General features: G+C 31.3%; 28 protein-coding genes and 1 other annotated feature. Of the genes, 1 reads left to right on the plus strand and 27 read right to left on the minus strand.

Translation table 11 applies throughout. The features are described 5' to 3' along the window. From C7U55_RS07030 to C7U55_RS07075, 11 genes are all read right to left on the minus strand, one after another. On the minus strand, window positions 1–1914 hold the full coding sequence (locus C7U55_RS07030) for an oxidoreductase (RefSeq protein WP_106987960.1): 1914 nt from the start codon (window positions 1912–1914) through the stop codon (window positions 1–3). Window positions 1915–2042: 128 nt separating this feature from the next. After that, window positions 2043–3092 (minus strand): helix-turn-helix transcriptional regulator, encoded by a 1050-nt coding sequence (locus tag C7U55_RS07035; RefSeq protein WP_106988034.1) that lies wholly within the window; start codon window positions 3090–3092, stop codon window positions 2043–2045. Between the two features lie 67 nt (window positions 3093–3159). After that, window positions 3160–4080, minus strand: a complete 921-nt coding sequence (locus C7U55_RS07040) for an aldo/keto reductase (protein ID WP_106987961.1) — start codon at window positions 4078–4080, stop codon at window positions 3160–3162. A gap of 11 nt (window positions 4081–4091) precedes the next feature. Beyond that, a complete protein-coding gene (locus tag C7U55_RS07045) occupies window positions 4092–4511 on the minus strand; it encodes a PPC domain-containing DNA-binding protein (protein WP_106987962.1) in 420 nt (139 codons plus the stop codon). A 14-nt stretch (window positions 4512–4525) separates the two neighbouring features. Beyond that, entirely contained in the window at window positions 4526–5881 is a 1356-nt protein-coding gene (locus tag C7U55_RS07050; protein ID WP_106987963.1) for an MATE family efflux transporter, read from the minus strand. 59 nt (window positions 5882–5940) lie between these two features. Then, window positions 5941–6114 carry a hypothetical protein gene (locus tag C7U55_RS13705; RefSeq protein WP_164488715.1) on the minus strand — a complete coding sequence of 58 codons (174 nt, stop codon included), beginning with the start codon at window positions 6112–6114 and terminating at the stop codon, window positions 5941–5943. A gap of 126 nt (window positions 6115–6240) precedes the next feature. After that, a complete protein-coding gene (locus C7U55_RS07055) occupies window positions 6241–7458 on the minus strand; it encodes an iron-containing alcohol dehydrogenase (protein WP_048924463.1) in 1218 nt (405 codons plus the stop codon). 131 nt (window positions 7459–7589) lie between these two features. Beyond that, window positions 7590–8480 carry a LysR family transcriptional regulator gene (locus C7U55_RS07060; protein ID WP_106987964.1) on the minus strand — a complete coding sequence of 297 codons (891 nt, stop codon included), beginning with the start codon at window positions 8478–8480 and terminating at the stop codon, window positions 7590–7592. Window positions 8481–8552: 72 nt separating this feature from the next. After that, on the minus strand, window positions 8553–9068 hold the full coding sequence (locus C7U55_RS07065) for a DUF5662 family protein (RefSeq protein ID WP_106987965.1): 516 nt from the start codon (window positions 9066–9068) through the stop codon (window positions 8553–8555). Continuing rightward, window positions 9055–9633 carry an SMC-Scp complex subunit ScpB gene (gene scpB / locus C7U55_RS07070; protein WP_106987966.1) on the minus strand — a complete coding sequence of 193 codons (579 nt, stop codon included), beginning with the start codon at window positions 9631–9633 and terminating at the stop codon, window positions 9055–9057. Before scpB ends, C7U55_RS07065 begins: the two co-directional genes overlap by 14 nt. Next, window positions 9633–10361 carry a segregation and condensation protein A gene (locus C7U55_RS07075; RefSeq protein ID WP_106987967.1) on the minus strand — a complete coding sequence of 243 codons (729 nt, stop codon included), beginning with the start codon at window positions 10359–10361 and terminating at the stop codon, window positions 9633–9635. Before C7U55_RS07075 ends, scpB begins: the two co-directional genes overlap by 1 nt. A 95-nt stretch (window positions 10362–10456) precedes the next feature. On the opposite strand from C7U55_RS07075, the gene C7U55_RS07080 reads away from it, so the two are divergent. Next, window positions 10457–11278: a hypothetical protein gene (locus C7U55_RS07080; protein WP_106987968.1), complete on the plus strand. Its 822-nt coding sequence runs from the start codon at window positions 10457–10459 to the stop codon at window positions 11276–11278. 87 nt (window positions 11279–11365) lie between these two features. Here C7U55_RS07080 and C7U55_RS07085 read toward each other — a convergent pair whose 3' ends face one another. The 16 genes from C7U55_RS07085 to murB all read right to left on the minus strand — a co-directional run bounded on the left by C7U55_RS07085 (window position 11366) and on the right by murB (window position 26131). Next, window positions 11366–12637 (minus strand): spore germination protein, encoded by a 1272-nt coding sequence (locus C7U55_RS07085; RefSeq protein ID WP_106987969.1) that lies wholly within the window; start codon window positions 12635–12637, stop codon window positions 11366–11368. Further along, complete coding sequence (gene spoVAE, locus C7U55_RS07090) at window positions 12634–12984, minus strand: stage V sporulation protein AE (RefSeq protein WP_048924456.1); 351 nt, start codon at window positions 12982–12984, stop codon at window positions 12634–12636. The genes C7U55_RS07085 and spoVAE overlap by 4 nt, the downstream gene beginning before the upstream one ends. Beyond that, window positions 12981–13985 (minus strand): beta-ketoacyl-[acyl-carrier-protein] synthase family protein, encoded by a 1005-nt coding sequence (locus C7U55_RS07095; RefSeq protein ID WP_106987970.1) that lies wholly within the window; start codon window positions 13983–13985, stop codon window positions 12981–12983. Before C7U55_RS07095 ends, spoVAE begins: the two co-directional genes overlap by 4 nt. Then, window positions 13963–14406 carry a stage V sporulation protein AC gene (spoVAC, locus tag C7U55_RS07100; RefSeq protein ID WP_106987971.1) on the minus strand — a complete coding sequence of 148 codons (444 nt, stop codon included), beginning with the start codon at window positions 14404–14406 and terminating at the stop codon, window positions 13963–13965. The genes C7U55_RS07095 and spoVAC overlap by 23 nt, the downstream gene beginning before the upstream one ends. 71 nt (window positions 14407–14477) lie before the next feature. Then, window positions 14478–15251 carry a tryptophan synthase subunit alpha gene (gene trpA / locus C7U55_RS07105; protein WP_106987972.1) on the minus strand — a complete coding sequence of 258 codons (774 nt, stop codon included), beginning with the start codon at window positions 15249–15251 and terminating at the stop codon, window positions 14478–14480. Next, complete coding sequence (trpB, locus tag C7U55_RS07110; RefSeq protein WP_106987973.1) at window positions 15244–16425, minus strand: tryptophan synthase subunit beta; 1182 nt, start codon at window positions 16423–16425, stop codon at window positions 15244–15246. Before trpB ends, trpA begins: the two co-directional genes overlap by 8 nt. Then, a complete protein-coding gene (locus tag C7U55_RS07115) occupies window positions 16415–17008 on the minus strand; it encodes a phosphoribosylanthranilate isomerase (RefSeq protein ID WP_106987974.1) in 594 nt (197 codons plus the stop codon). The genes trpB and C7U55_RS07115 overlap by 11 nt, the downstream gene beginning before the upstream one ends. Beyond that, window positions 16995–17786: an indole-3-glycerol phosphate synthase TrpC gene (trpC, locus tag C7U55_RS07120; RefSeq protein WP_106987975.1), complete on the minus strand. Its 792-nt coding sequence runs from the start codon at window positions 17784–17786 to the stop codon at window positions 16995–16997. The genes C7U55_RS07115 and trpC overlap by 14 nt, the downstream gene beginning before the upstream one ends. Before the next feature lie 11 nt (window positions 17787–17797). After that, a complete protein-coding gene (gene trpD, locus C7U55_RS07125; RefSeq protein WP_106987976.1) occupies window positions 17798–18805 on the minus strand; it encodes an anthranilate phosphoribosyltransferase in 1008 nt (335 codons plus the stop codon). Continuing rightward, complete coding sequence (locus tag C7U55_RS07130) at window positions 18798–19376, minus strand: anthranilate synthase component II (RefSeq protein ID WP_106987977.1); 579 nt, start codon at window positions 19374–19376, stop codon at window positions 18798–18800. The genes trpD and C7U55_RS07130 overlap by 8 nt, the downstream gene beginning before the upstream one ends. Next, entirely contained in the window at window positions 19360–20832 is a 1473-nt protein-coding gene (locus C7U55_RS07135) for an anthranilate synthase component I family protein (protein ID WP_106987978.1), read from the minus strand. The genes C7U55_RS07130 and C7U55_RS07135 overlap by 17 nt, the downstream gene beginning before the upstream one ends. Window positions 20833–20878: 46 nt before the next feature. Next, window positions 20879–21115: a binding site (T-box leader), on the minus strand. A gap of 72 nt (window positions 21116–21187) precedes the next feature. Continuing rightward, window positions 21188–21958 (minus strand): pyrroline-5-carboxylate reductase, encoded by a 771-nt coding sequence (proC, locus tag C7U55_RS07140; protein WP_106987979.1) that lies wholly within the window; start codon window positions 21956–21958, stop codon window positions 21188–21190. 43 nt (window positions 21959–22001) lie between these two features. Continuing rightward, on the minus strand, window positions 22002–23084 hold the full coding sequence (gene ftsZ / locus C7U55_RS07145) for a cell division protein FtsZ (RefSeq protein ID WP_106987980.1): 1083 nt from the start codon (window positions 23082–23084) through the stop codon (window positions 22002–22004). Between the two features lie 19 nt (window positions 23085–23103). Next, window positions 23104–24366, minus strand: coding sequence for a cell division FtsA domain-containing protein (locus C7U55_RS07150; protein ID WP_106987981.1), 1263 nt, complete (start codon window positions 24364–24366; stop codon window positions 23104–23106). A gap of 96 nt (window positions 24367–24462) precedes the next feature. Next, window positions 24463–25215 carry a cell division protein FtsQ/DivIB gene (locus C7U55_RS07155; RefSeq protein WP_106987982.1) on the minus strand — a complete coding sequence of 251 codons (753 nt, stop codon included), beginning with the start codon at window positions 25213–25215 and terminating at the stop codon, window positions 24463–24465. Between the two features lies 1 nt (window position 25216). Continuing rightward, window positions 25217–26131, minus strand: a complete 915-nt coding sequence (gene murB, locus C7U55_RS07160) for a UDP-N-acetylmuramate dehydrogenase (protein ID WP_106987983.1) — start codon at window positions 26129–26131, stop codon at window positions 25217–25219.

Raw genomic sequence — 26131 nt, forward strand, 5'->3', positions numbered from 1 at the left:
TTATATCTCCCTTGTTATTTGATATGCTTGACTGATGGCATCTTTAAGTGTTCCAACCTTTTGACAATCACCAATTAAATGGGCATTTTCAATTGGTGAAGAAATTGGTTGATATCCCACCGCAAACACTAAAGTATCCACATCATTTAAAACATATTCTTGATTATTTTTTTCATATTTAATTGTTGTTTCATCAACGTAAGTAATTTTAGAATTAAGTTCAATCTTAACCCCTTTTTCCATCATACGTCTTGTAAGTAAACTCTTGGTTGCTCCTGATTCACCTGTCATTAGACCATTTGTCATTTCAATTAAAGTAATATCTCTATTTGTAGAGAATAAATCATTAATTAATGGTGCTAAATAATCAGCTGTTTCACAACCAACAGAACCGCCACCAATAATCACAATTTTTCTACCTGGGAATTTTTTACCTGATAAAATATCATCCGCTGTCATTGTTTGTTTAAACACTTTATAAGCTTCTATTTCTTTTGGTGTTGCTCCAACGGTTGTAATGATTTCATAATCTTTAAATTCTGTTTCAATCATTTCTTTTGTAACCGTTGTATTGTAACGAATATCCACACCTTCTAATTGATTTTTCATATATTTTACAACTTTTGTAATTTCTTGTTTACCAATAGGTACACAAGCAATGAGTAATTGTCCACCTAAACGATCTGTTTTTTCGCATAAAACAACGTCATGTCCTCTTTTTTTAGCAACATAAGCTGCTTCCATCCCTGCTGGTCCACCACCAATAACAAGAACTTTTTTCTTAACGGATGCTTCTTCAATTTCTTCTTTTTCTACAGCTGGATTCACTGTACAACTGATTGGTTTTCCAAACATGATTCCTGTAAGACATCTTCCACAACCAATACATGGACGAATATCATCAATACGCCCTTCTTTAGCTTTATTAGCGAATTCGCTATCACATAAATTAGGACGACCAATCATACAAATATCTGTTTTACCGTTAGCAATCAATTCATCCGCCACCCATGGTTCATTAATACGAGAAACCGTTGCTACTGGAATCGAAACATGTTTTTTGATTTCTTCACTGGCATGCATATGTGGTGCTGGTGCTGTTCCACTTGCAGGCATAGAGCTTCCTCTTTTAATAGTATTTCCACCTGAAACATGAATAAAGTCAACAGTCGCCTTTTCTAATTGTTTAGAAACATAGATCATATCATTAAGTGTTAAACCACCGTCACTGTATTCATCTCCTGAAATACGTACATCAATGATAAAGTCTCTACCACATTGTTTTCTTACTTCTTCAATAACTTCTAAAGTAAGACGTAATCTTCCATGAATATCACCACCATATTCATCAGTTCTTTTATTATAAAGAGGTGTTAAAAAACCACCAAGTAAACCATGAGCATGCGCTGCTTGGATTTCCACACCATCTCCACCTGCTTTTTTAAAACGTAACGCTGCTTCACCAAATTGTTTAACAAGTACTTTTAATTCTTCTTTTGTAACTTCTCTTGGTGCACTTTTAGCATAATAAGGTCCTACATTTGATGGAGCTATTAATTGTGGTGTTCCTGGTATTGGAAAAGCCATATAAGCAGGATGAAACAACTGCGATAAGATTTTAGTATCATATCGATGCACAGCATCCACTAATTTTTTCCATCCTGGGATATAAGAATCATCATAGATTGACATATCTCCTGGTAAATATGTATAGGTTGGTTCTACGGTTGTTACTTCTGTAACAATCAAACCAACGCCTCCTTTAGCACGGGCTTCATAGTGTTTTACTAAGGCATCTGTGACGTATCCTTTATCAGCAAGATTTGTTGATAAAGGAGGCATAAAGATACGGTTTTTTATTGTTGTATTTCCTATTTGAATAGGGGTAAATAAATGTTGATATTGATTATTCATAATGTTTTCTCCTTCATGTTTATTTTATCACAAGCACAAAATGAAAACGTTATCATATAATGATAGTTATACCTATTTTTTGTCCTACAAAAATAAAAACAAGGACAAATTAACGCCCTTGTCAGCAACTATTCTTTTATTTTTATCATTAATTCATTCTTTTCTTGTTTTAAAGAAGCATGATCTATTTGTTTATAATGATAAAGGATTTCCTCATTTTCTTTAGTAATTTCAAGATTTTCATCTTGATAAATTCTCTTTTCATTTATAAGATGTTGAATCAATTCAATTTGTTTTTGATCTAAAGACATCCTTTGTTTACGTTGTTCTTTATTATACTTCAAATTCTTTTGAAATTGTTTACGATAGATACTTGGAGTAATTCCATACAATTCTTTAAATGCTTGACTATATGCTTTAGAACTTGTCATACCGCAATGAAAAGCAATTTCATCAATTGAATCCTTTCCCGCAAGAAGTGCTTCTAAAGAGTGACGTATTCTTACCATTGATAAATACTTTACAAAACTGACGCCTGTATATCTTTTAAATAAACGTGAAGCATAGGAATTACTAAAAGATAGATTCTTAGCAATATCTTCTAAATGAATATCTTTTTGATAATTTTGATCAATGAAAAGAATAGCTTTCATATAATTTTCATGATTTTTAGATGTTAAAGGAAGTTGTTCTATTGAATATTCTTTATTCTCACTAATGATATAGATTAAGTGAGAAATCACTTTATTCAATAAATAAACATTATCTTTCTTTTGAATAAAATGAAGTAATAAAATACCAAGTTGTTGTTGAATTTGTAGAAGTAACTTTTCATTTTGATTTTTACGACAAACACAAGATTTAAAACTTTGATCAATATCTCCTACCATATAATGAGGTAAATATGAAAAATCAATATGTAACGTTAAAATAATACTTTCAGGCTCATTCATTTTAAGCATATGAATATCATATGGTGCAATTAAAACAAGTTCATGTTTCTTAATAAGTGTTGACATACTTTCCGTAATAACTTCATAACTACCTTTTAAAACATAAGAGATTTCTAAACTTGATTGTCTTGAAAAAGCTAAACGATTAAATTGGTTAATACTTAAACTTAGAGGATAACCAAATTTTTGTCCTGAAAAGTCATAATAATAATTCATATTTTGCATATTTACCATCTCATTTCTTCTTTTATCTTATCATGAAAAAAGCAATAAAAAAAGCCTCGTTAAAGGCTTATGGTAATGGTTTATCACTTGCAAGATAGAGATCATACCATTCTTGACGTGTAAGTTGTATTTTACAAGCTTCACTGATTTCTTTTAAATGAATAGGTGATGTTGTTCCAACAATCGGTTGCATTTTAGCTGGATGTCTTAAAAGCCACGCAATCGCAATTGTTGGTTTTGTTACGTGATATTTATTTGCAATTTCTTGCATAACATCGTTTAATTTTTGATAGTCAGGATGATCAATAAAAGTTCCTTCCGCCCAAGAAGCTTGAATTGAACTCCATGGTTGAATTGTAATATCATTTAAACGACAATAATCTAAAACACCACCATCTTTATCTTGAGCAAAAGCTTCTTTCATATTCATATTTAATCCCGAATCAATCATCACTGAATGAACAATCGATAATTGAAGTTGATTAATAATTAAAGGATATTTTGAATATTTCTTCAACAATTCAATTTGTAAAGGTGTATGATTTGAAACTCCAAAATATTTTACTTTTCCTGCTTGATAAAGTTCATCAAAAGCTTCTGCTACTTCTTGAGGATCACATAAAGCATCTGGGCGATGAAGCAATAAAATTTCTACATGATCCGTATTTAATCTTTTTAGTGAATCATTGACACATTGAAGAATATGTTCTTTAGAAAAATCATATCTTTTTCCTGGTACAATGCCACATTTTGTTTGAAGAATCATCTTTGCACGATATTCTGGATGACGTTTTAAAACTTCACCAAATACTTCTTCTGATTTTCCTCCACCATAAATATCAGCATGATCAAAAAAATTAATTCCTAAATCTAATGCTGTTTTTACAAGTTCTTCTACTTCTTCTACACTTTTACCACTAATTCTCATACATCCTAAAGCGATTTTAGAAACTGTCAAATCACTTTGTGGTAATTTATAATATTCCATCTTTTTATCTCCTATAATTTCAATAAATTTAAACCAACTTCTTCATCAAAATAACGATCTACTTCTCCATTAATAATTTGAATAACCATTTCACAGGTTGCAGAAACAATAGCTTTATTTAAATGTCCACCGAATACTTGTCCTTGATCATTTCCCGCTGATAAATGCATATGACTGTAATATTCATCATTCATTGTATTGATTGTTCCCGTAAGCGAAACAATTTCAAAATCACCTTTAAATTCATTGGCATAATATTTCTTTTCTTTTGTTTTAAAAACACCTACCGTAAATTCATTAATGGCACCAAGAGCTGAAATACTGGCGAGTTTAATCTTTTCTTTTAAAGCAACGTTTTTAACTTGTTTAACAATATCTTCTCCCTTATCCATTCTTACAATAATTGTTTGTTCAAATCTTTGATATTTCATTTTATCCTCCTTATCTATCTTTGATCAACACGATATTTCCATCTACCTGATAGAAAACGCGTAGAAAGTAATAAACATCTTGATACATTATCTAAAACCATCATGATCCATACACTTTCAAGTCCAAGCGAAAATACATTGATCATCAACATGGAACCAAAAATACGAATCCCCCACATTGTCATTAAAGAAAAAACAAAAGGTGCTTTTGTATCTCCCATCCCATTAAATGTTCCTTCTAAAATAATTAAAATACCATATATAGGTTCACTTACTGAAACTATACGTAAAACTCTTGTTCCTAAAGCAATAACGCGTGGATCTGGTGTAAATAAAGCCATTAAATGACCGGCAAATATAAATAAGAAAATTCCCGCCATCAACATAATACTTGAGGTAATGCAACAAGTAAGATAAGTCATACGTTTAACTTTCACTTTATCTTTTTCACCTACCGCATTTCCTACAAGAGTGCTTACAGACGATTGAAAACCATAACCCGGTGCATAGAAAGCTTGTTCAGCTTGAATGGCAATGGTATGTGTCGCAAAAGGAACAACTCCTAGTTTCGCAATTAAGGAAGCAAAAGTAACATGTCCTAAACAAATCACACTTCTTTCCATAACAACAGGTGTCGCAATTTTTAAACATTCTAAACATAATGGTTTATGAAAATGGAAACCGGTATGTTTAAAATCAAAAATTTGATTTTTATAATAATGTCTAAAAATCATAACGCCTCCAACAACATAAGAAATTGCTGAAGCAATGGCCGCACCTGAAACTGAAAGTCCCGCTCCGTATACTGTTATGCCAAACATCTTTCTTGTGGGATAAATCAAAATAAAATTTAAAACAATATTAATTAAATTCATATAAACATTGATCATCATCGGCGTTTTCATATCTTTAACTGCACGAAGCGTTGATGATAAAACGATAATCATTGTCCTAAAAATAAAAGGTGAAGAAACAATAAAGAAATAAATTGATGCATCTTTTCTTATTTCCTTTGCTCCATTTAACCAACCTGGTAAAAATGGTGCAATAATAACACTTATAATTGACGTTAATAAACCTATAACCAAGGAAATAAAAAGGGCTTGTTGTCCTGTCATCTGTACCTTTTTATGATTTTTTGCGCCATCAGCTTGAGCACATACCGCTAAGATTCCAACCCCAAAAGCGACTGAAATGCTTCCTAGAAGCCATGTAACTGATGATGTTAAACCAACTGCAGCCGAAGCTGTTGCTCCCATGGCACCGACCATAGCCGTATCTACATAAGTGACAATCGTATTCATTGCTTCTTGAATAATTGCCGGCCAAGCAAGATGACATATTCTTTTAATATCTGTTTTATACTTCATTCTCTCATCCTTCCATTAAGTCTATTATACAACAAAAAAGGGAATAAACAATGTTATTCCTATGCTGCTTGATATAAACGTGTTCTTTTAACATCTAGATATTTCCAGTATTTTCTTTCCCGACCGCCTACAGCTATTACTAATTGATCACTATAGCCAAATTCTCTGGCAATCGTTCCTTTTTTCACTTTAGAAATGTGTGTTAATTTACCATCAAGTATTGCATATTTCATAATAGCTACCCCCTTTATCTACTTCTATTATATATATTTAAGGAAAAGCTATTTTTATTTATATATATTTAAACACCTGTTTTTTGTATTTAAAAAGGAGATTTTAAATCTCCTTTTCTATTTATACTAGAAATCTACTTCAGTATCATAGTAGCATGCTTTTAATAGAGCAACCATTTCATCATGATTTGGAATACGTGGGTTTGATCCAGTACATGCATCAGCAATAGCGTTGTCTGCGATTTCATCAACACGTGCTAAGAAGATATCTTCTGGAACAAATCCAGTTTCAGCTGGCATACCATCTGCACCATATTTATTAATTCCATGAGGAATATTTAATTCATCATTCATCCCTCTTAAATATTTAATTAATAAAGTAACTTTTTCATCATCGTTAGCTCCACCTAAATGCATATAATCAGCAATAACACCATAACGTTTTTTAGCTGTTGGATCTTTTGCATTGAATGCAATAACTTTTGGTAAATACATTGCATTGGCAGCACCATGGATAATATGTCCACCTTGATCAACGAAAGCAGCTCCTGTTTTATGAGCCATTGAGTGAACAATACCTAATAAGGCATTAGAAAATGATTGACCTGCTAAACATTGAGCATCATGCATTGTATCTCTTGCATCCATGTCTCCATTATATGATTTTACTAAATTAGCTTGAATTAATTCAATTGCATGAATTGCAAGTGGATCTGTATAGTTACAATTTGCAGTAGAAACATAAGCTTCAATAGCATGAGTCATTGCATCCATACCAGTATGAGCAACTAATTTAACTGGCATTGTTTCAGCTAAATCAGGATCAACGATAGCAACATCTGGGGTAATTTCAAAGTCAGCGATAGGATATTTAATTCCTTTATTATAGTCTGTAATAATTGAAAAAGCAGTAACTTCTGTAGCTGTACCACTTGTAGATGGGATTGCACAGAAATGAGCTTTTTTACGTAATTTTGGAATACCAAATACTTTGCACATATCTTCAAATGTGATATCAGGGTATTCATATTTAATCCACATTGCTTTAGCCGCATCAATTGGTGAACCTCCACCCATAGCTACGATCCAATCTGGATTAAATTCTTCCATAACAGCTGCACCTTTCATAACAGTTTCAACTGATGGATCTGGTTCAATACCTTCAAATAATTTAACTTCCATTCCAGCTTCTTGTAAATAGCTAACAGCACGATCTAAGAAACCATTACGTTTCATTGATCCTCCACCAACACATACAATTGCTTTTTTTCCTTCTAAAGTTTTTAGAGCTTCTAACGCTCCTTTTCCATGATATAAATCTCTAGGTAATGTAAATCTTTGCATAACTTATTCTCCTCTTTTCCTACATTTAATGATATCACTTACATTTCCTTTTGGTTAGATACTAAAAAGGCATAGAGATATGCCTTTTTTTATATATCAAGTTATTTTTTTCACATTACATGTGCATTTTTTCACTTTACTTGTTCGATCACTTTTTTTAAACATTTAATAAAATTTTGATCTTCTTTTGATAAAACATAGCCTTTACGATAAATCAAATAATCAACATAGGGTGTTTTTTGATCTTTACATTCTTTTAAAATAAAATGATTATGTTTTAAAAGCTTTTTAGGAATAGGAGCTACCCACATATAAGTTTCAGGAATTTCATTTAAAAGTTCAAATTGAATTCCTCTTTCATAGATATTCATTTGTTTATGATGTTCTTGTTTTCCATCTTGAATATGTATATCTCCATGTTTTAATTCAATTTGTTTCTTTAAATCTTTAATACTTATTTCTTGATCTTTAAGCGGATTATCATTTGAAATAAGTATTTGATAATCAAATGAAAACAGTTTTTCATATGTTAATTCTTTTAAAGTTAAAATATTAAAATAATAATCTTGATCTCTTATTGGAAAACGCACAATTCCTAGATTATTTTCCCCATCATAAACATTTTGAATTGTATCAATCGAATTTGTTTCTCGATAATTTAAATTCAATTCTTTTTTCATATTATTATCCATCTTCAAATATTCAATAAACGCTTCCGATATATAGCTTGAACGAGGTACACAAATATCTAAATTAAGCTTATGGGGATCATCTTGATACATATTTTTTAAACAATCTACTTCTTGAACGATCTTTTTAGCTTGCATCAAGAATTCCTTTCCTTTTGTAGTAGGAACAACACCTTTATTATGTCTTTCAAAGATTTTAATATTGGCTTCTTCTTCTATTTCTTTAATTATTTTTGATAAACGAGGTTGATTTACATAGAGATGTTGTGCTGCTTTGGAAATTGATTCACATTTTTCAACTTCTATCAAATATTTTAAATGTAAAAAATTCATTTTCTAGCTCCTTAAATATAATATAACTATTATATCATTTCTATAAAAAAATTCTATGCAAAAACATAGAATTTATAAATAAGTTTCTTTAATATAATCAATTGTTTCTTCTAAATTACTTTTAGATAAATGAACTAACATATCTTTAATCATTGCATCTGTTTCTTCATGAATCACATAATAACCATGTGTTTTATTATAATAATCTAAAGGAGCAGAAACATCAAAGTCATTTCCACGATAGACCATCGTTGCCGCAACACGATCACAAAACATTTCCACAACATATTTTGTCGGCATTTTAGCAGGAACGACTCCTTGTCTTGAAAAATCAACCCAATATTCCCAATGATGTTTATTTCTTCCTTTATGATGAAGCCAAGCGGAAGAATAACCAATCGTTTCTCTTTCAATAGAATTAGGGGAACGTGTTCCTACCCAATATTTAGCTCCTGTTTTAAGTTCAGTTGGTGAATACTTTGATAAATCATGAAGGATTCCTTGTTTATAAAGACCACATTTAAAACAAAGCATTGTCACATAATATTTATGTTTATTAATTGTTTTCAAATGATTAATCAGTTTCACTTAAATCACCTTCTTGATATCTTGTCGCAAATATATCTTCATCACTTTCAGTTTCTACAATATCCCCTAATTCAGGAAGTTCATCTAAAGAAGCCAGTGAAAAAGCATCCATAAATTCATCCGTCACTCCATATAAAATAGGAAGTCCTGGACTTTCTTCTCTTCCTACTTCTTTAATAAGCGCTTTGGCAAGAAGTTTACGAATCATCGCATCACACCCTACCCCACGAATATCTTCTACTTTTGAACGGGTAATCGGTTGATTATAGGCAACAATGGCCAATGTTTCTAAAGCTGCTTGAGAAAGTTTTGCTTTGGATTGTTCTACCATTTTTTGATAATAAGGGAAATAGTCTGGGTTGGTCGCAAACTTATATTTACCACCAAAATTGACTACTTGGATTCCATTAAAACCTCTATGTTCATATTTTTCAATAAATTCATCCATCAATTCTGTTGCTTTCTTCTTAGAAACTTCTAATACAACTGAGATTTCTTTAATATCGAGTCCTTCATCTCCTCGAATATAAAGCATACCTTCTATGATATGGTCATAATTCTCCATTAAGCTTTTCCCTCCACATATATTTCATTAAATAAGCCATCTTGGCTAATTTCTATTTCTTTATCTTTCGCTAAAACTAAAATTGATAAAAATGTCACAATAAAGTAATAACGATCTCCTCTTTCAAATAAATCTTCAAGTTTTACTTTTTTATTCACTCTTACTTTAAAGAATTTTCTAATTTCATCACTTCTTTGTTCAATAGAAATATCTTTTTTAGAAATATGGGTATCAAGAGGTTTTGATAAAGCTTTTCTTTGAAACATCTTTTGCATAGCTTTCATTAAATCATAGACTTCTAAATCTTGAGGAATCATCGTTGAAGTATCCATAACATATTGTTCCATATTATCCGCTGGTTTAATGATTACTTCTTGACGTTTTTCATATTTTTCTTGAATTTCCTCAAGAACATCTTTATAACGTTTATATTCAATCAATCTTTTAATTAATGCTTCTCTTGGATCTTCTTGGTATTCATCATCAATTTGTACCTTTTCTTTAGGTAAAAGCATCTTACTTTTCATTTCAATTAATTGTGCTGCCATCACTAAATATTCTGACATGATTTCAAGTTGTGATGATTCCATCATATGTATGTATTGTAGATATTGATCTGTAATGACAGAAAGTTCAAGAGTTTGTAGATCCATTTCTTTTTCTTTAATTAAATGAAGTAATAAATCCAAAGGGCCTTGAAAATCCTCTAAAATAACTTGATATTCCATATTTCCACCTCTGATTGGTATTATAACATAAAAAAATATTTTTTATTTATTATCTTCGTTATTTCCTATATAATACGCATGAAAGGGGTTGTAAAATGTTTTCATTATTATCTATTATTTTAGCTTTTTTTGCGGGAATTTTAGGAGCACTAATCGGTGGAACACAAACCTTTATTTGTACAGGCTTTGTCGGTCTCCTTATATTTTTATTAGAACATGTTGGTGTTGATACAACATTTTTAAATGAAGCTTTATCAAATAATTTATTTTTACCATGTATTATCTTTAATGCTGCCGGTCTTGCGACAGCTTATGCAGGAACAAAACATAACATAAGAGGTGTTGAAACCTCAAGATCACTTGCTTTTACCAATGATCCAAAGGTTTTACTCGTAGGCGCTATCGGTGGGGTTTTAGGTTATTTGATTTTTGCCTTTGAAAATTATTTTTCATTTCCGATAGATACTGGAGCTGTTTCGGTTATTCTTGTAGGAGTTTTAGGAAGAATCTTATTCAATCAAGAAGATACATATAATAAAAAGAATTTAGATTTCTTAGAAAAGGCATCTCCTTCATTTTGGGGATTTCAATTTCTCATTGGTTTAGCTGTTTCTACTGTTATGGCTTATTTTGCAAAAGAAACAGGACTTTATACAATTGGTTTTTCTATTAGTGCCTTAACACTTATCTTTGCATTAAGTGATCCAGCTTTTCCAGCAACACACCACACAACACTTGTTGTTGGTTATGCCATGGCACAAACAGGAAATGTTGTCATAGCTATTGTTTTTGGAGTCATTGCTCATTTTATTGGGCTGATTTTTGGCATGGTATTCAACACAGATTGTGGAACACATATCGATCCACCAGCTGTTGCTATTGCTACATGTAGCTTTATTTTATTTACATTATTTTAAAGCAGGAGAATAACTTCTGTTTTTTTGTTTAATAAAAAATGTATAAATCGTACATATATTTTAAAAGATTTATGTACAGTTTATACACTACTTCTTTGGTTCTCTAATAATGAATTGAAGTAAATCTTTTCCATTAAAAGGAATCAACGGATATAGATAAGAAAAACCAAAAGGTTTTAATGATATTAAATACATGTATAAAATAATTTGATACGCAATAAAGCCTAACCAGCCAAATAATCCTGAAAATAGAATCATAAAGATTTTTACATATTTATTCGTTAGTGAGAGTTCATAATTAGGAGTTGCAAAATCACAAACATTTCCAATAGATACAAATAATAAAATCTCACCTGAAAAGAAACCCAGTTCAATCGCAAATTCACCTAATAAAATCGCAGCAATCATTCCCATCGTATTTGAAATAGAATCAGGCGTATGAATAGTCGCAATTCTTAAAAGTTCAATAGCCAGTTCTACCAAAATAATAGAAAAGAGTGTTTTAAAACTGATATTTCCTTGATTTTTAATCAGCATCCATAAAGGAACTAAATAAATAGAAAGAAAAACTGCACTAAAACGAATTAAACGAATAAAAGTTCCAATAATAGGTGTTTGACGATGTTCTTCTACGTGTTCTAAAATTTCAAATAGAGTTGTAGGCAACATCATAACCGAACTTGAAGTATCACAAATGATGGCAAGATAACCATGATGAATATGTGTCGACACAACATCTGGTCGTTCACTATATCTTACAAGTGGAAAAGGATTATAACCTTGATCAAAGATCAGTTCTTCTAAAGCTCGATCTGTCATAATTAAATCTTCATTTTTAATTTCTTGTAATCTTGCTTTAATACTTTTTAACATTGTTTGGTCTATTTTACTTTGTAGATAACATAAACAAATATCTAATTTATTCGTTTTTCCTACTGTTACTTTTTCCATCACTAAATCTAAAGTACGTATTCTTCGACGAATCAGTCCTGCACAATTTAAAAGATTTTCATTAAAACCATCTTTACTTCCTCTTACTGATTTTTCTGTATCAGGTTCATCAATAGAACGAGAAGGAAATTGGCGGGTATCTAAAACATAGACTTTTTGTTTTTCTAAATCTTTTACAATAGCACATCCTGTAAGCATGGCATATTCATATTTGGTAGTATCTGTTTCTTCTTTGACATCACCATTATTTAAGCAATCTTTTAATGTTTTTCCTTTCGCATTAGTAATACCTTCAACTAAATAAGCAATTAATTCATCAGAGCAGAGACTTGAAACATAATTGATTTCTATTTTTCGATTATGAAAATCAAGTATTCTAACATTGATATCAAATGAATTATTATTCATGATTTTGGTTTAAAAAAGATTGCGACTAAAAAAGCAAATAAAATAGCTGAAGCAATACCGGCTGCCGTTAAATCAAACATTCCCATAGCCAATCCAAAAACACCATATTCTTTTGTCATTGCCATAGCACCATGCATTAGTGAATGTCCAAAGCTCGTAATAGGAAGCATTGCTCCGGCATGGAAGATTTTGATTAAGCGATCATAAATATGAAATAAATCTAAAAGTGCCCCTATAACTACAAAACTACAGGTAATATGTCCTGGTGTTAATTTGGTATATTCATATATTAATTGAGCAACAACACAAACAAAACCACAAAAAAGAAAAGATAATAGATAATTCATACAACAACCTCCAATACGTAGCCATGACAAACACAAGGAATGGATAATTTTTGATTTGTCATAACAGGATTTAATAAAGCACCTGTTGCTAAAACAAGCACTCGTTTATATTTTCCTTGAAGCATCATTTTATAAATGTAACCAAAGCTAACAAGTGCATTACAAACAGGACCACTTCCACCTTGATAAACATTTTGAGTAACATCATATAAAAGACAGCCACAATCATCATATTCATTATATTTTTGATTTTCTTCTTTCAATAAATCTTTCATGATTGTTTTACCATAATGAGATAAATCACCTGTTAAAATAAGATCATAGTAGGTTCCATCTCTTTTTAAATCTTTCATGTGTTGTAAATACGTATCTAAAGCTGCTGGGGCCATGGCACGTCCCATGTCATTTGCATCGTATTGATCGTAGTCGATTACTTTACCTAAAGTTATCGATTCAATTCTAATTGAACTTGGTTTATTCGATAAATAAACCGCTACACTTCCTGTTGCTGTAAAAGTCATGGTTTCTTTTCTTTGGATTCCATATTCTAAAGGGTAACGAAATTGTCTTTCCGCTGTAGCATTATGAGAAACCGTACAAGCAATTGCTTTATGAATATTATGATTTTCAATCATAATTGAAGCATTAGCTAAGGCAAGACCAATGGTGCTACATGCACTGTATAATCCAATAAAAGGACGATGAAGATGATTTGCGTAATAGTAACAAGCTGTTAATTGATTATTTAAATCTCCCCCAAAATAAAAATCTATTTCTTCTTTTTTTACTTTTCCGTTTTTTAAACAAATCAAAAGAGCATCTTTCAACATTTCAATTTCTGCTTGTTCATAACTGACATTATGATGATAATGATCAGGATAATGTTTATCAAAATAATGACCTAAAGGTCCTTGATATTCCACGATTCCTGCTGTCGTTGCAACACTTTGAATATAAACATTATCAAAGACAAAACTGCTACCAGAAATAGGTGATGACATAACGCAATCCTCCTACAATAAATGAAGCAACAATTCCAAAAGTAATAACTGCTCCGCCAAGTTTAAAAATATTTGCACCAATTCCAGTAACTAAGCCTTCACTTCTTGCTTCTAGTGCACTTGAAGTCATGGCATTAGAAAAACCAGTAATAGGAATAAATGAGCCTGCTCCGGCAAAATCACCTAAACGATCATAAATACCTAGACCTGTCAGTATTGCAGCAATCAATATAAGGGTAATCAACATAATAGGTGTGGCTTCTTTTTCACTAAAAGAAAAGATTTTTTGATAGAAATTTAAAAAGAATTCTCCAATCATTCCAATAATTCCCCCAACAATAAAAGCATTAAATGTATGTTTTAACACTTGTTTTTGAGGTTTATTTTTTTCTGCAATTTCATTATATTTTTTTATATTCATAGATTTACCTCCACATTTTTAGGATAGACAAAAAATATGAATATAAACAAAAAACAGATGTTTCCATCTGTTTAAAGTTCATTTGTAAGTAATTGGATATATTCTTTTAAAGGTTCATCAGCCTTTGCACCATGTTCTTTGATAATATTAACAATGGCACTTCCAACAATAACACCGTCTGCATATTGTTTAAATTCTTTAACTTGTTCTGGTTTATTGATACCAAACCCAATAGCTACTGGTGTATCTGTGACTTGATGAATATGATTGATAATTTCTTCAAGATTGTTTGCAAATGAAGTATCCTCTCTTGTTCCAGTAACTCCCATTGAAGAGACTAAATAAATAAATCCTTTTGCATCTTTTGCAATCATTTCAACACGATCTTTACTTGTTGGAGCAATCATAGAAATTAAAGTAACATCATAGTTATAACAAACATCTTTGACTTCTTGACTTTCTTCATAAGGTAAATCAGGAAGAATGATGCCATCAATGCCTACTTCTTGGCATTTTTTAAAGAATGCATCATAACCGTAATGAAAAACGACATTTAAATAGGTCATAAAACAAAGTGGAATATCACTTTTTTCTCTTACCTTTTTAACCATTTCAAAAACATCATCTGTTGTGACTTTATTTTTTAAAGCACGCACATTAGCTTCTTGAATAGTCGGACCTTCCGCAATAGGATCAGAAAATGGAATACCAATTTCAATAAGACTTGCTCCTGCTTGTTCCATATCTAAAATATAATCAACTGTTTTATCTAATACTGGATCTCCTGCTGTCAAAAATCCAATAAAAGCTTTTTTATTTTCAAAGGCTTTATGTATTCTATTCATAGATTTCTTTCCCCCTATATCTCGCAATTGCAGCAACATCCTTATCTCCTCTACCTGAAAGACAAACAATTAAAATGTCATCTTTTTTCATTGTTGGTGCAATTTTGATTGCATGAGCAATCGCATGGGCACTTTCAATAGCACAAATAATTCCTTCAGTTTTTGCAATGTATTCAAAAGCATCTACTGCTTCATCATCAGTAACTGGAACATATTGTGCTCTTTTTGTATCATGTAAATAAGCATGTTCAGGACCAATACCTGGGTAATCTAAACCAGCTGAAATAGAATATACAGGAGCAATTTGTCCGTATTTATCTTGACAGAAATAAGATTTCATTCCATGGAAAACACCTAATGATCCTGTCGCAATTGTTGCGGCTGTTAAAGCCGTATCGACTCCTTTACCAGCAGCTTCACAACCAATAAGTTTTACATCTTTATCATTAATGAAGTTATAGAACATTCCCATGGCATTACTTCCACCACCTACACAAGCCATAACAGCTGTAGGAAGTTTTCCTTCATATTCAAGAATTTGTTCTCTTGCTTCTTTAGAAATAACACTTTGGAAATCTCTAACCATCATTGGAAATGGATGAGGTCCCATAACAGAACCTAAAACATACATTGTATCATCCACACGTTTTGTCCATTCTCTCATCGCTTCATTGACCGCATCTTTTAAAGTCATCGTTCCTGTAGTAACAGGATGTACTTTAGCTCCTAAAAGTTCCATACGATAAACATTTAAAGCTTGACGGTCTGTATCTTCTTTTCCCATAAAGATCTCACATTCAAGGCCAAGTAAAGCCGCTGCTGTTGCTGTAGCCACCCCATGTTGTCCAGCACCTGTTTCCGCAATAATTCTTGTTTTTCCCATTTTTTTAGCCATTAATGCTTGTCCTAAAACATTATTAATTTTATGAGAACCGGTATGATTTAAATCTTCTCTTTTTAAATAGATTTTTGCTCCACCTAAATCTTCTGTCATCTTTTTAGCGTAATACAACAAAGATGGTCTTCCTGCATATTCTTTTAATAATGTATTAAGTTCATCATTAAAAGCTGGATCATTTTTATAAAATTCATAAGTCTCTTCAATTTTGTGAATTTCACTCATCAAAGTTTCAGGGATATACTGTCCCCCATGTATCCCATATCTACCCTTCATTTCTAACTCTCCTTACGATTTTCTTAATTTTTTTTTCATCTTTAAATCCATCTGTTTCAACCCCACTCGAAACATCTAATGCATAAACGTTCTTTTTTAAAGCATCATCAATATTTAAAAGATTAATTCCTCCCGCTAAAAACACCGGCTTATCTACTTCTTTTAACATCGACCAGTCAAAACTTTCCCCTGTTCCACCTGTTCCATGATCATAGAGATAATAATCAACATCATAATGTTCATTAAAAGAATCCTCATTTTTAATTTGAATCGCTTTAATAATAGAAACATCTACCTTTTCTTTTAAAGCTTGAATATATTTTTGATCTTCTTGTCCATGAAGTTGAACAAGATCAATCACATGCTCCTTCACTAACTTTTCAACAAAAGAAATATCCTCATTTACAAAAACACCAACTACTTGAATTGAAGATGTTAAATACTTTTTCAAATCAACTACTTGATCATATGTTAGTTTTCTTTTCTTCCCCGCAAAAACAAAACCAATATAATCTGGTTGATACTTATTGACATATTCAATATCTTCTCTTCTTTTTAAACCACAAATCTTAATCTTCTTCATCTAAGCCTTTTAAGACTTCTAGTGTATGTCTTTTATCATGGCTTTTCATCATTGTTTCACCAATTAAGACACCATTTACACGATGTTTTTCTAATAATTCAATATCTTCTCTTGTTTTAATACCACTTTCAGAGATAAAAATCACATCATCATCAACCATATCTCTTAATTTTAATGTTGTATTTAAATCAACACTGAAATCTCTTAAATCTCTATTATTTACACCAATAATTTTAGCACCCACACGTAATGCTTTTTTAACTTGCATTGAACTATGTGTTTCCACAATTGCTGACATACCTAAATTATGTGCTAAATTGACACAACGCATTAATGTAATTTCATCTAAGACACCTGCAATCAATAAGATGGCATCTGCTCCTAAGATTTTAGCTTCATAAACCATATATTCATCTACAACAAAATCTTTTCTTAAAACAGGAATCTTCACAATACGTTTGATTTCTCTTAAAAAATCATCATCCCCTTTAAAAAAATCAGGTTCAGTAACAACTGAAATAGCATCAGCACCAATCATTTCATATTCTTTCGCAATTGCTTTAAAATCAAAAGTAGAAACAATTTGACCTTTTGATGGAGAATGTCTTTTTACTTCTAAAATATAAGACATTCCTTCTTTTTCTAAAGCTTTTTTGAAAGGAAAACTTTGATCAATAGGCATAGCAAATGCTTTTTCTTTTAATTCATAAATTGAATGACGTTTTTTGTTTGTTTCAACACGTTCCTTTGTACTTTCAACAATATCTTCTAAAATCATAATATACGCTCCTATTTGTTTGATTCTTTTATAAATTCTTCTAATTTATCTTTTGCCTTTCCACTATCAATGAGTTCAGCCGCTAAATCAACCCCTGCTTTTAAAGAATTAACCTTACCTCCAACATAAAGTCCAGCCCCTGCATTCATTAAAACCGCTGTTCTTGGACCTCCTTGTTTACCACTTAAAACATCTAAAGTAATTTGAGCATTTTCTTTTGGTGTTCCACCTATAAGTTCTTCTTTTAAACATCTTTGTAAACCAAATTGTTCTGGAAAAATCGTATAAGTTTTAAATGTTCCTTCATTGATTTCACATACAAATGTTTCATCAGATGCAGAAATTTCATCTAAGCCATCTTTACCATAAACGACCATTGCTCTTTTAACCCCTAAATTACTTAATACTTGAGCAAGTGGTTCAACCAATGCTTCATCATAAACACCCATTACTTGATAAGTAGCTCCTGCTGGATTTGTAAGTGGTCCTAAAATATTAAAGACTGTACGAATACCTAATTCTTTTCTTACAGGTGCAACATATTTCATCGCTAAATGATAGTTTTGTGCAAATAAGAAACAAATATTAATATCATTTAATAATTGCTTACTTCTTTTTTCGTTGATTGTAATATCAACCCCTAAAGCTTCTAAACAATCCGCTGCTCCACTTTTTGAACTTGCTGCACGATTTCCATGCTTAGCAACTTTAACACCCCCACTAGCAATCACTAATGAAGAGGTTGTAGAAATATTAAAAGAGTTTGATCCATCTCCTCCGGTTCCTACAATTTCAAGAACATCTTGATCATTTAATAACTTCACACAATGTTCTCTCATTCCTTTAGCACTTGCTGTTATTTCATCAATGGTTTCACCTTTAAATGAAAGTGCTGTTAAATAAGCAGCTTTTTGAATATCAGAAGCTTGCCCATCCATGATTTCATTCATGCATTCATAAGCTTCTTGATATGTTAAATCTTCTTTTTTAGATAATTTAATAATTGCTTCCCTAATCATTTTGTATCTCCTTTAAAAAATTTTCAACTATTTTTTTACCTTCTTTTGTTAAAATCGATTCTGGATGAAACTGTAAACCATAAATTGGATAGTTTTTATGACAAACCGCCATGATTTCTCCATCATCACTTTCCCCTATAATTTGTAAACAATCAGGTAAATTTTCCTTTTTAGCAGCTAAACTATGATATCTTGCAACCCTTGTTTTTTCCCCGATTCCTTTGAATAAAAGATTATTCGTATTTACTTTAATAATGGAAGATTTTCCATGCATCACACTTTTTGCGTAACCAACAATGCCCCCAAAAGTTTCAACGATGGCTTGATGTCCTAAACAAACTCCTAAAATCGGATATTTTGTATAATAGGTTTGAATGACCTCTTCTATAATTCCTGCTTCACTTGGTTTACCAGGACCTGGTGAAATAATAATGCAAGAAGGAGTGAATTTCTCTATTTCTTCAACAGATATTTCATCATTTCTTACAACCTTGATTTCTTCATTAATAGAACCAATCAATTGATAGAGGTTATATGCAAAACTATCATAGTTATCAATAAGTAGAATCATAATCAATACCTCCATCTGCCATTTTAATTGCTTCTACAACGGCTCCTGCTTTATTTAAACATTCTTGATACTCACTTTCAGGAACACTGTCATAAACAATACCTGCCCCACTACAAATAGAAATTTCATTATTTCTTTTATAAGCTAAGCGAATACCAATGCATAGATCCATATTTCCTGTAAAATCTAAATAACCAATGGCACCACCATAAATGCCTCTTTTATTTTGTTCTAATTGATTAATAATTTGACAAGCTCTTATTTTAGGTGCTCCTGATAACGTTCCTGCAGGAAGTAAAGAATCAATTGCATCTAAGGCATCATATTCATCTTTGATTTCACTACTTACCACACTCGCTATATGAATAACTCTCGAGAACTTTAAAATATCCATATAAGAAATAACTTTTACACTATTAAATTTAGAGATTTTTCCTAAATCATTTCTTCCTAAATCAACGAGCATATTATGTTCAGCTAATTCTTTTTCATCTTTTAATAATCCTTCTATTAATTGTTGATCTTCTTGATCATCTTTTCCTCTTTTTCTTGTTCCCGCAATTGGGAAAGTTGTTAACTTCTTTCCTTCTAGCTTAATAAGGGTTTCAGGAGAAGCTCCTGCTACTTCAATATTATCACTTGCAAAGTAGAACATATAAGGTGACGGATTCGTTGTTCTTAATACACGATAAGTATCAAAAAGAGAACCTGTTGCTCTTGCATATTGTCTATTTGATAAAACAACTTGGAAGATATCCCCTTCTTTAATAAACTCAATACCTTTTTCAACCATTTGACAATATTCTTCTTTAGAAAGAACGGGTTTAAAATCATCTAATAGTTTTAATGGCTGAACAAGTGTTTTAACATGTTTACGAACAATGTATTCAAGTTCATCTAATTCTTTAATTCCTTTTTTATAATTCTTTTGTAAATCATCTGTTTTAATATTGACGATAAGAATCAATTTTTGTTTAAAGTGATCAAAACAAATCACTTTATCAAACAACATTAAATCAACATCATTAAAACCATTATCCTTTTGATTTTTAATAATTGAAGGCTCACTGTATTTAAAATAATCAAAACTAAAATAACCAACCAATCCCCCTGTAAAAGTAGGAAAACCTTCTAACTTTAAACTACGATTTTCATTTAAAACCTTTCTGATATATTCTTTAGGATGTTCTACCTTAAAGATTTTATCATTGACTTTCATCATCTTGTTGTAACATGTAATTTCACTTTTAGGATCAAATCCAATAAAAGTATATCTCCCCCATTTACTTTTATCTTCATGACTTTCTAACATGTAAACATGTTTAGAATACTGTTTTAGTTTTCTCATCAATTCGATTGGTGTAATCATATCACTATAGATTTCTTTTTTTATTGGAACTAAATCGCAATCATCTAGATTCATTTTTTCTAATGTTTCCAATTCTGGATAATACATTAAACTCCCCCCTTATAATTAAAAAAACCGTCCTGAAAGTTAAACTTTCAAGGACGGTTATATCCGCGGTGCCACCTTGTTTCATGATTATAAAATCATGCCCTTAGCTAGATGCTATCACATCTACGACTACTTACGTAAGCCTAACGTCAAAGAATACTCAGCCTAAGCCTTTCCTTTTGCCCTCAGTGGTCCATTTAATAGCCTGCGTTCTGTTTGCTTCCACCATCCAAACTCTCTATAAGTGCACGATCTATTTTTATCTCCACTTCATCGGTTTTTACTTGTTTGTATTATAAAACTGTTTCAAAAACAAAGTCAACAAAGTTAAACAATGTTTTATTTTTTATACAATCTATTTAGCTTTATCAATTGCTTCAATAACCGCATTTCTAAAGCCATTTTCTTCTAAAGCTTTGACTCCTTTGATGGTAATTCCTCCTGGTGAACAAACTTGATCCTTTAATAATCCTGGATGAGCATTCGTTTCTTGCACCATTTTGGCACTTCCTAAAACGGTTTGACTAGCAAGTTTATAAGCTAAATCACGTGGTAAACCATTTAAAACAGCTCCATCAGCAAGTGCTTCAATAAACATATAAACAAAAGCAGGTCCACAACCACTTAAAGCTCCTCCAGCAATCATTTGTTTATTATCAATCACATAAACTTCGCCAATGCTTTCAAACATTTGATAAGCAAAATCAAATTCTTCTTGAGTCAATGTATTTTCTCTTTCAAATAGTGTTACACCTTTAAAAACCTTTGCAGGTGTATTTGGCATAATTGTAAGATGATGTGTTCCAGGAATGAGTGTTTCATATTTTTCATGACTATATCCTGCCACGATTGATATAATTGTTTTATCATCTAAAAGATCTTTTACTTTATCAAGTACACTTTCAATGACATTTGGTTTAACCCCCATTAAAACATAATCACTATGTTCTACCAAATCTCTTTCGCTTGTACAAACACACATCCCATAATCTTTTTCCATTTGTGTAAGTTTATCTTGGTTGATGTCAAAACCACAGACATCTTCTCCTTTGATAAATTCACTTTCAATAACACCTTGACAGATTGTCCCTGCCATATTTCCTAATCCTATAAAGCCTAATTTCATTTTTAAATCTCCCTTTTATAAAAAAGAGCTAACTGCGTTAGCTCTAAATTCTTCTGTTTTTAATAAATGCTGGTGGAAAACCATCATCATCGTCATCATCATCGTCAAACGAATCATAAGTTTGAGGTTCATCACCTAATGGTTTTGCGACTGAAGGTTGTACAGTAACTTCTTCTTTTTCTTCTTCAAATCCAGTCGCAATAACTGTAACGATGATTTCATCATCTAAGTTTTCATTAATAGCGATACCTAAATATGTGTTAATATCATCCCCAACTTCTTGAGTAATTGTTTCAAGGGCAATATTTGCATCATATAATGAAATATTTGGTCCACCTGTAACATTAATAATTGCATCTTTAGCTCCAGCAACAGAGACTTCTAATAATGGTGAAGAAATAGCACGTTTAGCAGCTTCTTTTGCTTTATCATCACCAGAAGACATACCAATACCAATTAAAGCATTTCCTCTATTTTTCATAACCGCACAGATATCAGCAAAGTCAAGGTTGATAAATGCTGGAACAGCAATTAAGTCAGTAATTGTTTGAACACCTTGTCTTAAAACATTATCTGCTTCTCTAAATGCTTCTTGCATTGGACGACCACCAATTAATTGTAATAAACGATCGTTTGAAACCACGATAATACTATCAACATTTGCACGTAATTCATCAATACCTTCAATAGCTTGTTTTTTACGTTTCATTCCTTCAAAAGTAAATGGTTTTGTAATAACACCAACAGTTAACGCTCCAAGTTCACGTGCAATCTTTGCGAATACCGGTGCAGCACCTGTTCCTGTTCCACCACCCATACCTGCAGCGATAAAAACCATATCAGCTCCTTCTAAAGCTGTTCTAATATCACCTTCAGATTCTAAAGCAGCTTTTTTACCCATTTCTGGATTACCACCTGCTCCTAAACCTTTTGTTAAATCTTTTCCTAAAACAATTTTATTTTCAACTGGTGAGCGACGTAAAACTTGTACATCAGTATTAGCGACAAAAAATTCTACCCCTCTTACCCCTTCTTCAACCATTCGATTGACAGCGTTGTTTCCTCCACCACCAACACCAATGACTTTTATTCTTGCTACTTGTTCAAAATCTAATTCTTCGTTCATGATTTTCCCTCTCTTTTATTTATTCTTCTTCACCAAAGAAAGTATCAAGTAATCTACTGAACCTTCCAGTTTTTTCTTTTGTATCCTTTGTTTTTGTTAAACCTTTAAATTTTACAGCCATTGTATTAGAAATATCTGGTAATATAACCGATGTTTCATAAGCTCCTAAATATTTTGCTCGATCCGACATATAGAAAATCATTCCTACTGCTGAAACAAACGCCATATCGCGAATCCCTATAATATCTGGACGATAAACTCTCACAGGACCTTCTAAAACATTTCCAGCTACCTTATCTAACATTTCAAGTTCACCGCCACCACCAACGATCAAGGTCTCATAATGACTACCATCATCAATGATCTGTAATTTTTCTTTAATTACATTTAAAGCATCAACAGTTGCTTCTTCCAAAATATGCGCAAAATCTTTTTGCGTATAATCTTTTCGTCCATCCGGTAATTCTGTTGAATGAATAATATCTTCCTGTCCTATCGTATAATCTAAAGAACCATATTTAATTTTATAAGCTTCTGCTTGATTCATTGAGATTTGTAGGTTTTGAGCAATAGCTCTTGTCAGGTTATATCCACCTACAGAACATACTGTCAAATATTTTAAATAACCATCTTTATAAAAAGAAATTGTTGAAGTCTTATACCCCATATCAATCAATACAGCACCTTCTTGAAGATAAACAGCATCAAACGCTTCTTTCGCACACGCAAAAGCATTAATACAGATATCCATAACTTCTAAGCCTGCTTTTTCTACAGCCATAATATATGGATATAAAATACATTTTTGTGAAGTAATAACGAGTGTATCAACAATTAAATTTCTTGATGATTCTCCAATCGGTGGTTGATTACTGATCCCAAAATCACCATTAAATTTAACAGGAATCACACAGACTACTTCTTCTTCAGAAGATCTTTTAAATTTTGTGGATAATTTCAATCCTCTAACAATATCATCTTTTGTTATTTTTGCTTCATGATTTAAAGAAACAGTACTATTACTTTGATAGAGTTTTGAACGAATGGTTGGTATTGTTAAACCAATAGCTTTGATTTCTCCATCAAGAAATTCATTAGCTTCTTGGACAACCGCTTTAATATCATTTACCAATAAATGTTCATCTTCAATAATACCTTTTTTTACACCATGACTTGGGACTTTTTTTGAAAAAAGCACATGCAAATTAGAGTTCATTATTTCGCCAACAAGTAATTCAATTGTTGCACTACCTATATCTAACACTGCATAAACTTCATTCATGTCTATCTCCCCTTACTACATATATTCTAATAATATCATAAAAGCTACGATAATTAAAGGTTTTAGTTTCAATCACGTAGCTTTTTTCTTTGTTATTTAATTGTATACATACACATTTTTACCTAAAAAATCATAGTATTTATTTTCAGGATATTTTTGAGTAACTAAATAGTAATTCGTTGATGTCAGTTGACGAGCCATATCTTCAATTCTTACATAAAAGATCTTACCATCATCCAATTCCAATTTACACTTTGTTTGATCTTTATCATTGGGTTCAAAAACGATACTTGAAATCTGATTTTTGATAACTGATGGCAATTGTTTGTATTCTTTAATAAATTGTTTTAAATGTTTTTCATCAAAATTTATAGCTTGTGGATATCTTTGAACATAAGAAAGCTTTTCTTGCTTTGTATCCTTTTCCATAACCCCATCTTCATCAACAATATAAAGTATATTATCGATATAACTATAAAGCATCGCATTATTTTCTTGAACAGTAATTTTCACATTTCCTAACAAATCTTTTTTTACAGTTGCTTTTTTTATAAAAAGCATTTGTTCAATTTCTTTTTTCACTTGATTCTTATTTACTTTAAAGAAATATGTTTCTTTTGATTTAATTGAAATATGTTCAATAATATTTTCTTGATTCGTCAGATGACATCCACTCACTGAAATCTTCTTCACTTTGCTTGCATTCCCTGTCATAAAAATAATACAAGCAATGATTATTAAAACAATCAAGACAAAGCATCTTCTTCTCTTTTGCTTTTTCTTTTTTATTTTCTTTTGCATGTTTTTTACTTGATTAACATCATGCTCATTGTACATATACGTAGCCATTTTATAACTCCCAGTTAATAAAACGTACTTCAGGTTTTAATAAAACACCTGATTGTTCTTGTACTGTTTTTTGAACATAAAATATTAAATCATAAATATCTTTAGCAGAAGCATAACCATTATTGACAATAAAATTAGAATGCTTAGGTGATACTTGCGCACCCCCAATTTCATAACCTCTAAGTTTGGCATCGTCTATCAATTTCCAAGCCGCATTTCCTTCGGGATTTCTAAAAACACTTCCTGCACTTGGTTTATTCCATGGCTGTGACGACATACGTCTTTCTTTTCTCTTATCTAATTTTTCATTGATTTCTTCAACACTTTTGTTTTCTAATTCAAAAGTTGCTTCCAAAACGATCCATTTAGGATGGTCTTGAATAATGGAATGTCTATATGAAAATTCCATTTCTTCTTTCGTAAGTGTTACAACCCTTAAATTTTCATTTAATACTTTCACAGATTTCACAACTTCACTTAAACATGATTTATAAGCACCGGCATTCATAAAAATACCTCCACCGATATTTCCCGGAATACCTCCCATAAATTCAAAGCCACTTAAACCAACTTTTGCACAATCATAAGCAAGTTTAATCATCGCAACACCACTTTGTGCCACAACTTCACTTCCATTGATTGAATAATGATTCATATTCTCTAATGAAATAATAATTCCTTCAAAACTTTTATCTGAAAATAATAAATTAGATCCTCTACCAATAACAAAAAGTTGAATTCTATGTTTTCGACAATATTTAATAATAGAAATAAGTCCTTCTACATCTTTTACTTTAATAAATAATCTTGCTGGACCTCCTACACGATATGTTGTGTGTTTATAAAGAGGTTCATCTTTTAAAATTGTTCCTACATTAAGTTCTAAAAGTTCTTGATAATATTTTTCAAATTTCAT

Source organism: Faecalibacillus faecis (assembly GCF_003024675.1).
GTDB classification, from domain to species: Bacteria; Bacillota_I; Bacilli_A; order Erysipelotrichales; family Coprobacillaceae; genus Faecalibacillus; species Faecalibacillus faecis.

Bases quoted from the DNA above. Each gene is read 5' to 3' on its own strand.
- C7U55_RS07030 (WP_106987960.1), bottom strand. From the start codon at position 1,914: ATGAATAATCAATATCAACATTTATTTACCCCTATTCAAATAGGAAAT.
- C7U55_RS07035 (WP_106988034.1), bottom strand. From the start codon at position 3,092: ATGCAAAATATGAATTATTATTATGACTTTTCAGGACAAAAATTTGGT.
- C7U55_RS07040 (WP_106987961.1), bottom strand. From the start codon at position 4,080: ATGGAATATTATAAATTACCACAAAGTGATTTGACAGTTTCTAAAATC.
- C7U55_RS07045 (WP_106987962.1), bottom strand. From the start codon at position 4,511: ATGAAATATCAAAGATTTGAACAAACAATTATTGTAAGAATGGATAAG.
- C7U55_RS07050 (WP_106987963.1), bottom strand. From the start codon at position 5,881: ATGAAGTATAAAACAGATATTAAAAGAATATGTCATCTTGCTTGGCCG.
- C7U55_RS13705 (WP_164488715.1), bottom strand. From the start codon at position 6,114: ATGAAATATGCAATACTTGATGGTAAATTAACACACATTTCTAAAGTG.
- C7U55_RS07055 (WP_048924463.1), bottom strand. From the start codon at position 7,458: ATGCAAAGATTTACATTACCTAGAGATTTATATCATGGAAAAGGAGCG.
- C7U55_RS07060 (WP_106987964.1), bottom strand. From the start codon at position 8,480: ATGAATTTTTTACATTTAAAATATTTGATAGAAGTTGAAAAATGTGAA.
- scpB (WP_106987966.1), bottom strand. From the start codon at position 9,633: ATGGAGAATTATGACCATATCATAGAAGGTATGCTTTATATTCGAGGA.
- C7U55_RS07075 (WP_106987967.1), bottom strand. From the start codon at position 10,361: ATGGAATATCAAGTTATTTTAGAGGATTTTCAAGGCCCTTTGGATTTA.
- C7U55_RS07080 (WP_106987968.1), top strand. From the start codon at position 10,457: ATGTTTTCATTATTATCTATTATTTTAGCTTTTTTTGCGGGAATTTTA.
- C7U55_RS07085 (WP_106987969.1), bottom strand. From the start codon at position 12,637: ATGAATAATAATTCATTTGATATCAATGTTAGAATACTTGATTTTCAT.
- spoVAE (WP_048924456.1), bottom strand. From the start codon at position 12,984: ATGAATTATCTATTATCTTTTCTTTTTTGTGGTTTTGTTTGTGTTGTT.
- C7U55_RS07095 (WP_106987970.1), bottom strand. From the start codon at position 13,985: ATGTCATCACCTATTTCTGGTAGCAGTTTTGTCTTTGATAATGTTTAT.
- spoVAC (WP_106987971.1), bottom strand. From the start codon at position 14,406: ATGAATATAAAAAAATATAATGAAATTGCAGAAAAAAATAAACCTCAA.
- trpA (WP_106987972.1), bottom strand. From the start codon at position 15,251: ATGAATAGAATACATAAAGCCTTTGAAAATAAAAAAGCTTTTATTGGA.
- trpB (WP_106987973.1), bottom strand. From the start codon at position 16,425: ATGAAGGGTAGATATGGGATACATGGGGGACAGTATATCCCTGAAACT.
- C7U55_RS07115 (WP_106987974.1), bottom strand. From the start codon at position 17,008: ATGAAGAAGATTAAGATTTGTGGTTTAAAAAGAAGAGAAGATATTGAA.
- trpC (WP_106987975.1), bottom strand. From the start codon at position 17,786: ATGATTTTAGAAGATATTGTTGAAAGTACAAAGGAACGTGTTGAAACA.
- trpD (WP_106987976.1), bottom strand. From the start codon at position 18,805: ATGATTAGGGAAGCAATTATTAAATTATCTAAAAAAGAAGATTTAACA.
- C7U55_RS07130 (WP_106987977.1), bottom strand. From the start codon at position 19,376: ATGATTCTACTTATTGATAACTATGATAGTTTTGCATATAACCTCTAT.
- C7U55_RS07135 (WP_106987978.1), bottom strand. From the start codon at position 20,832: ATGTATTATCCAGAATTGGAAACATTAGAAAAAATGAATCTAGATGAT.
- proC (WP_106987979.1), bottom strand. From the start codon at position 21,958: ATGAAATTAGGCTTTATAGGATTAGGAAATATGGCAGGGACAATCTGT.
- ftsZ (WP_106987980.1), bottom strand. From the start codon at position 23,084: ATGAACGAAGAATTAGATTTTGAACAAGTAGCAAGAATAAAAGTCATT.
- C7U55_RS07150 (WP_106987981.1), bottom strand. From the start codon at position 24,366: ATGAATGAAGTTTATGCAGTGTTAGATATAGGTAGTGCAACAATTGAA.
- C7U55_RS07155 (WP_106987982.1), bottom strand. From the start codon at position 25,215: ATGGCTACGTATATGTACAATGAGCATGATGTTAATCAAGTAAAAAAC.
- murB (WP_106987983.1), bottom strand. From the start codon at position 26,131: ATGAAATTTGAAAAATATTATCAAGAACTTTTAGAACTTAATGTAGGA.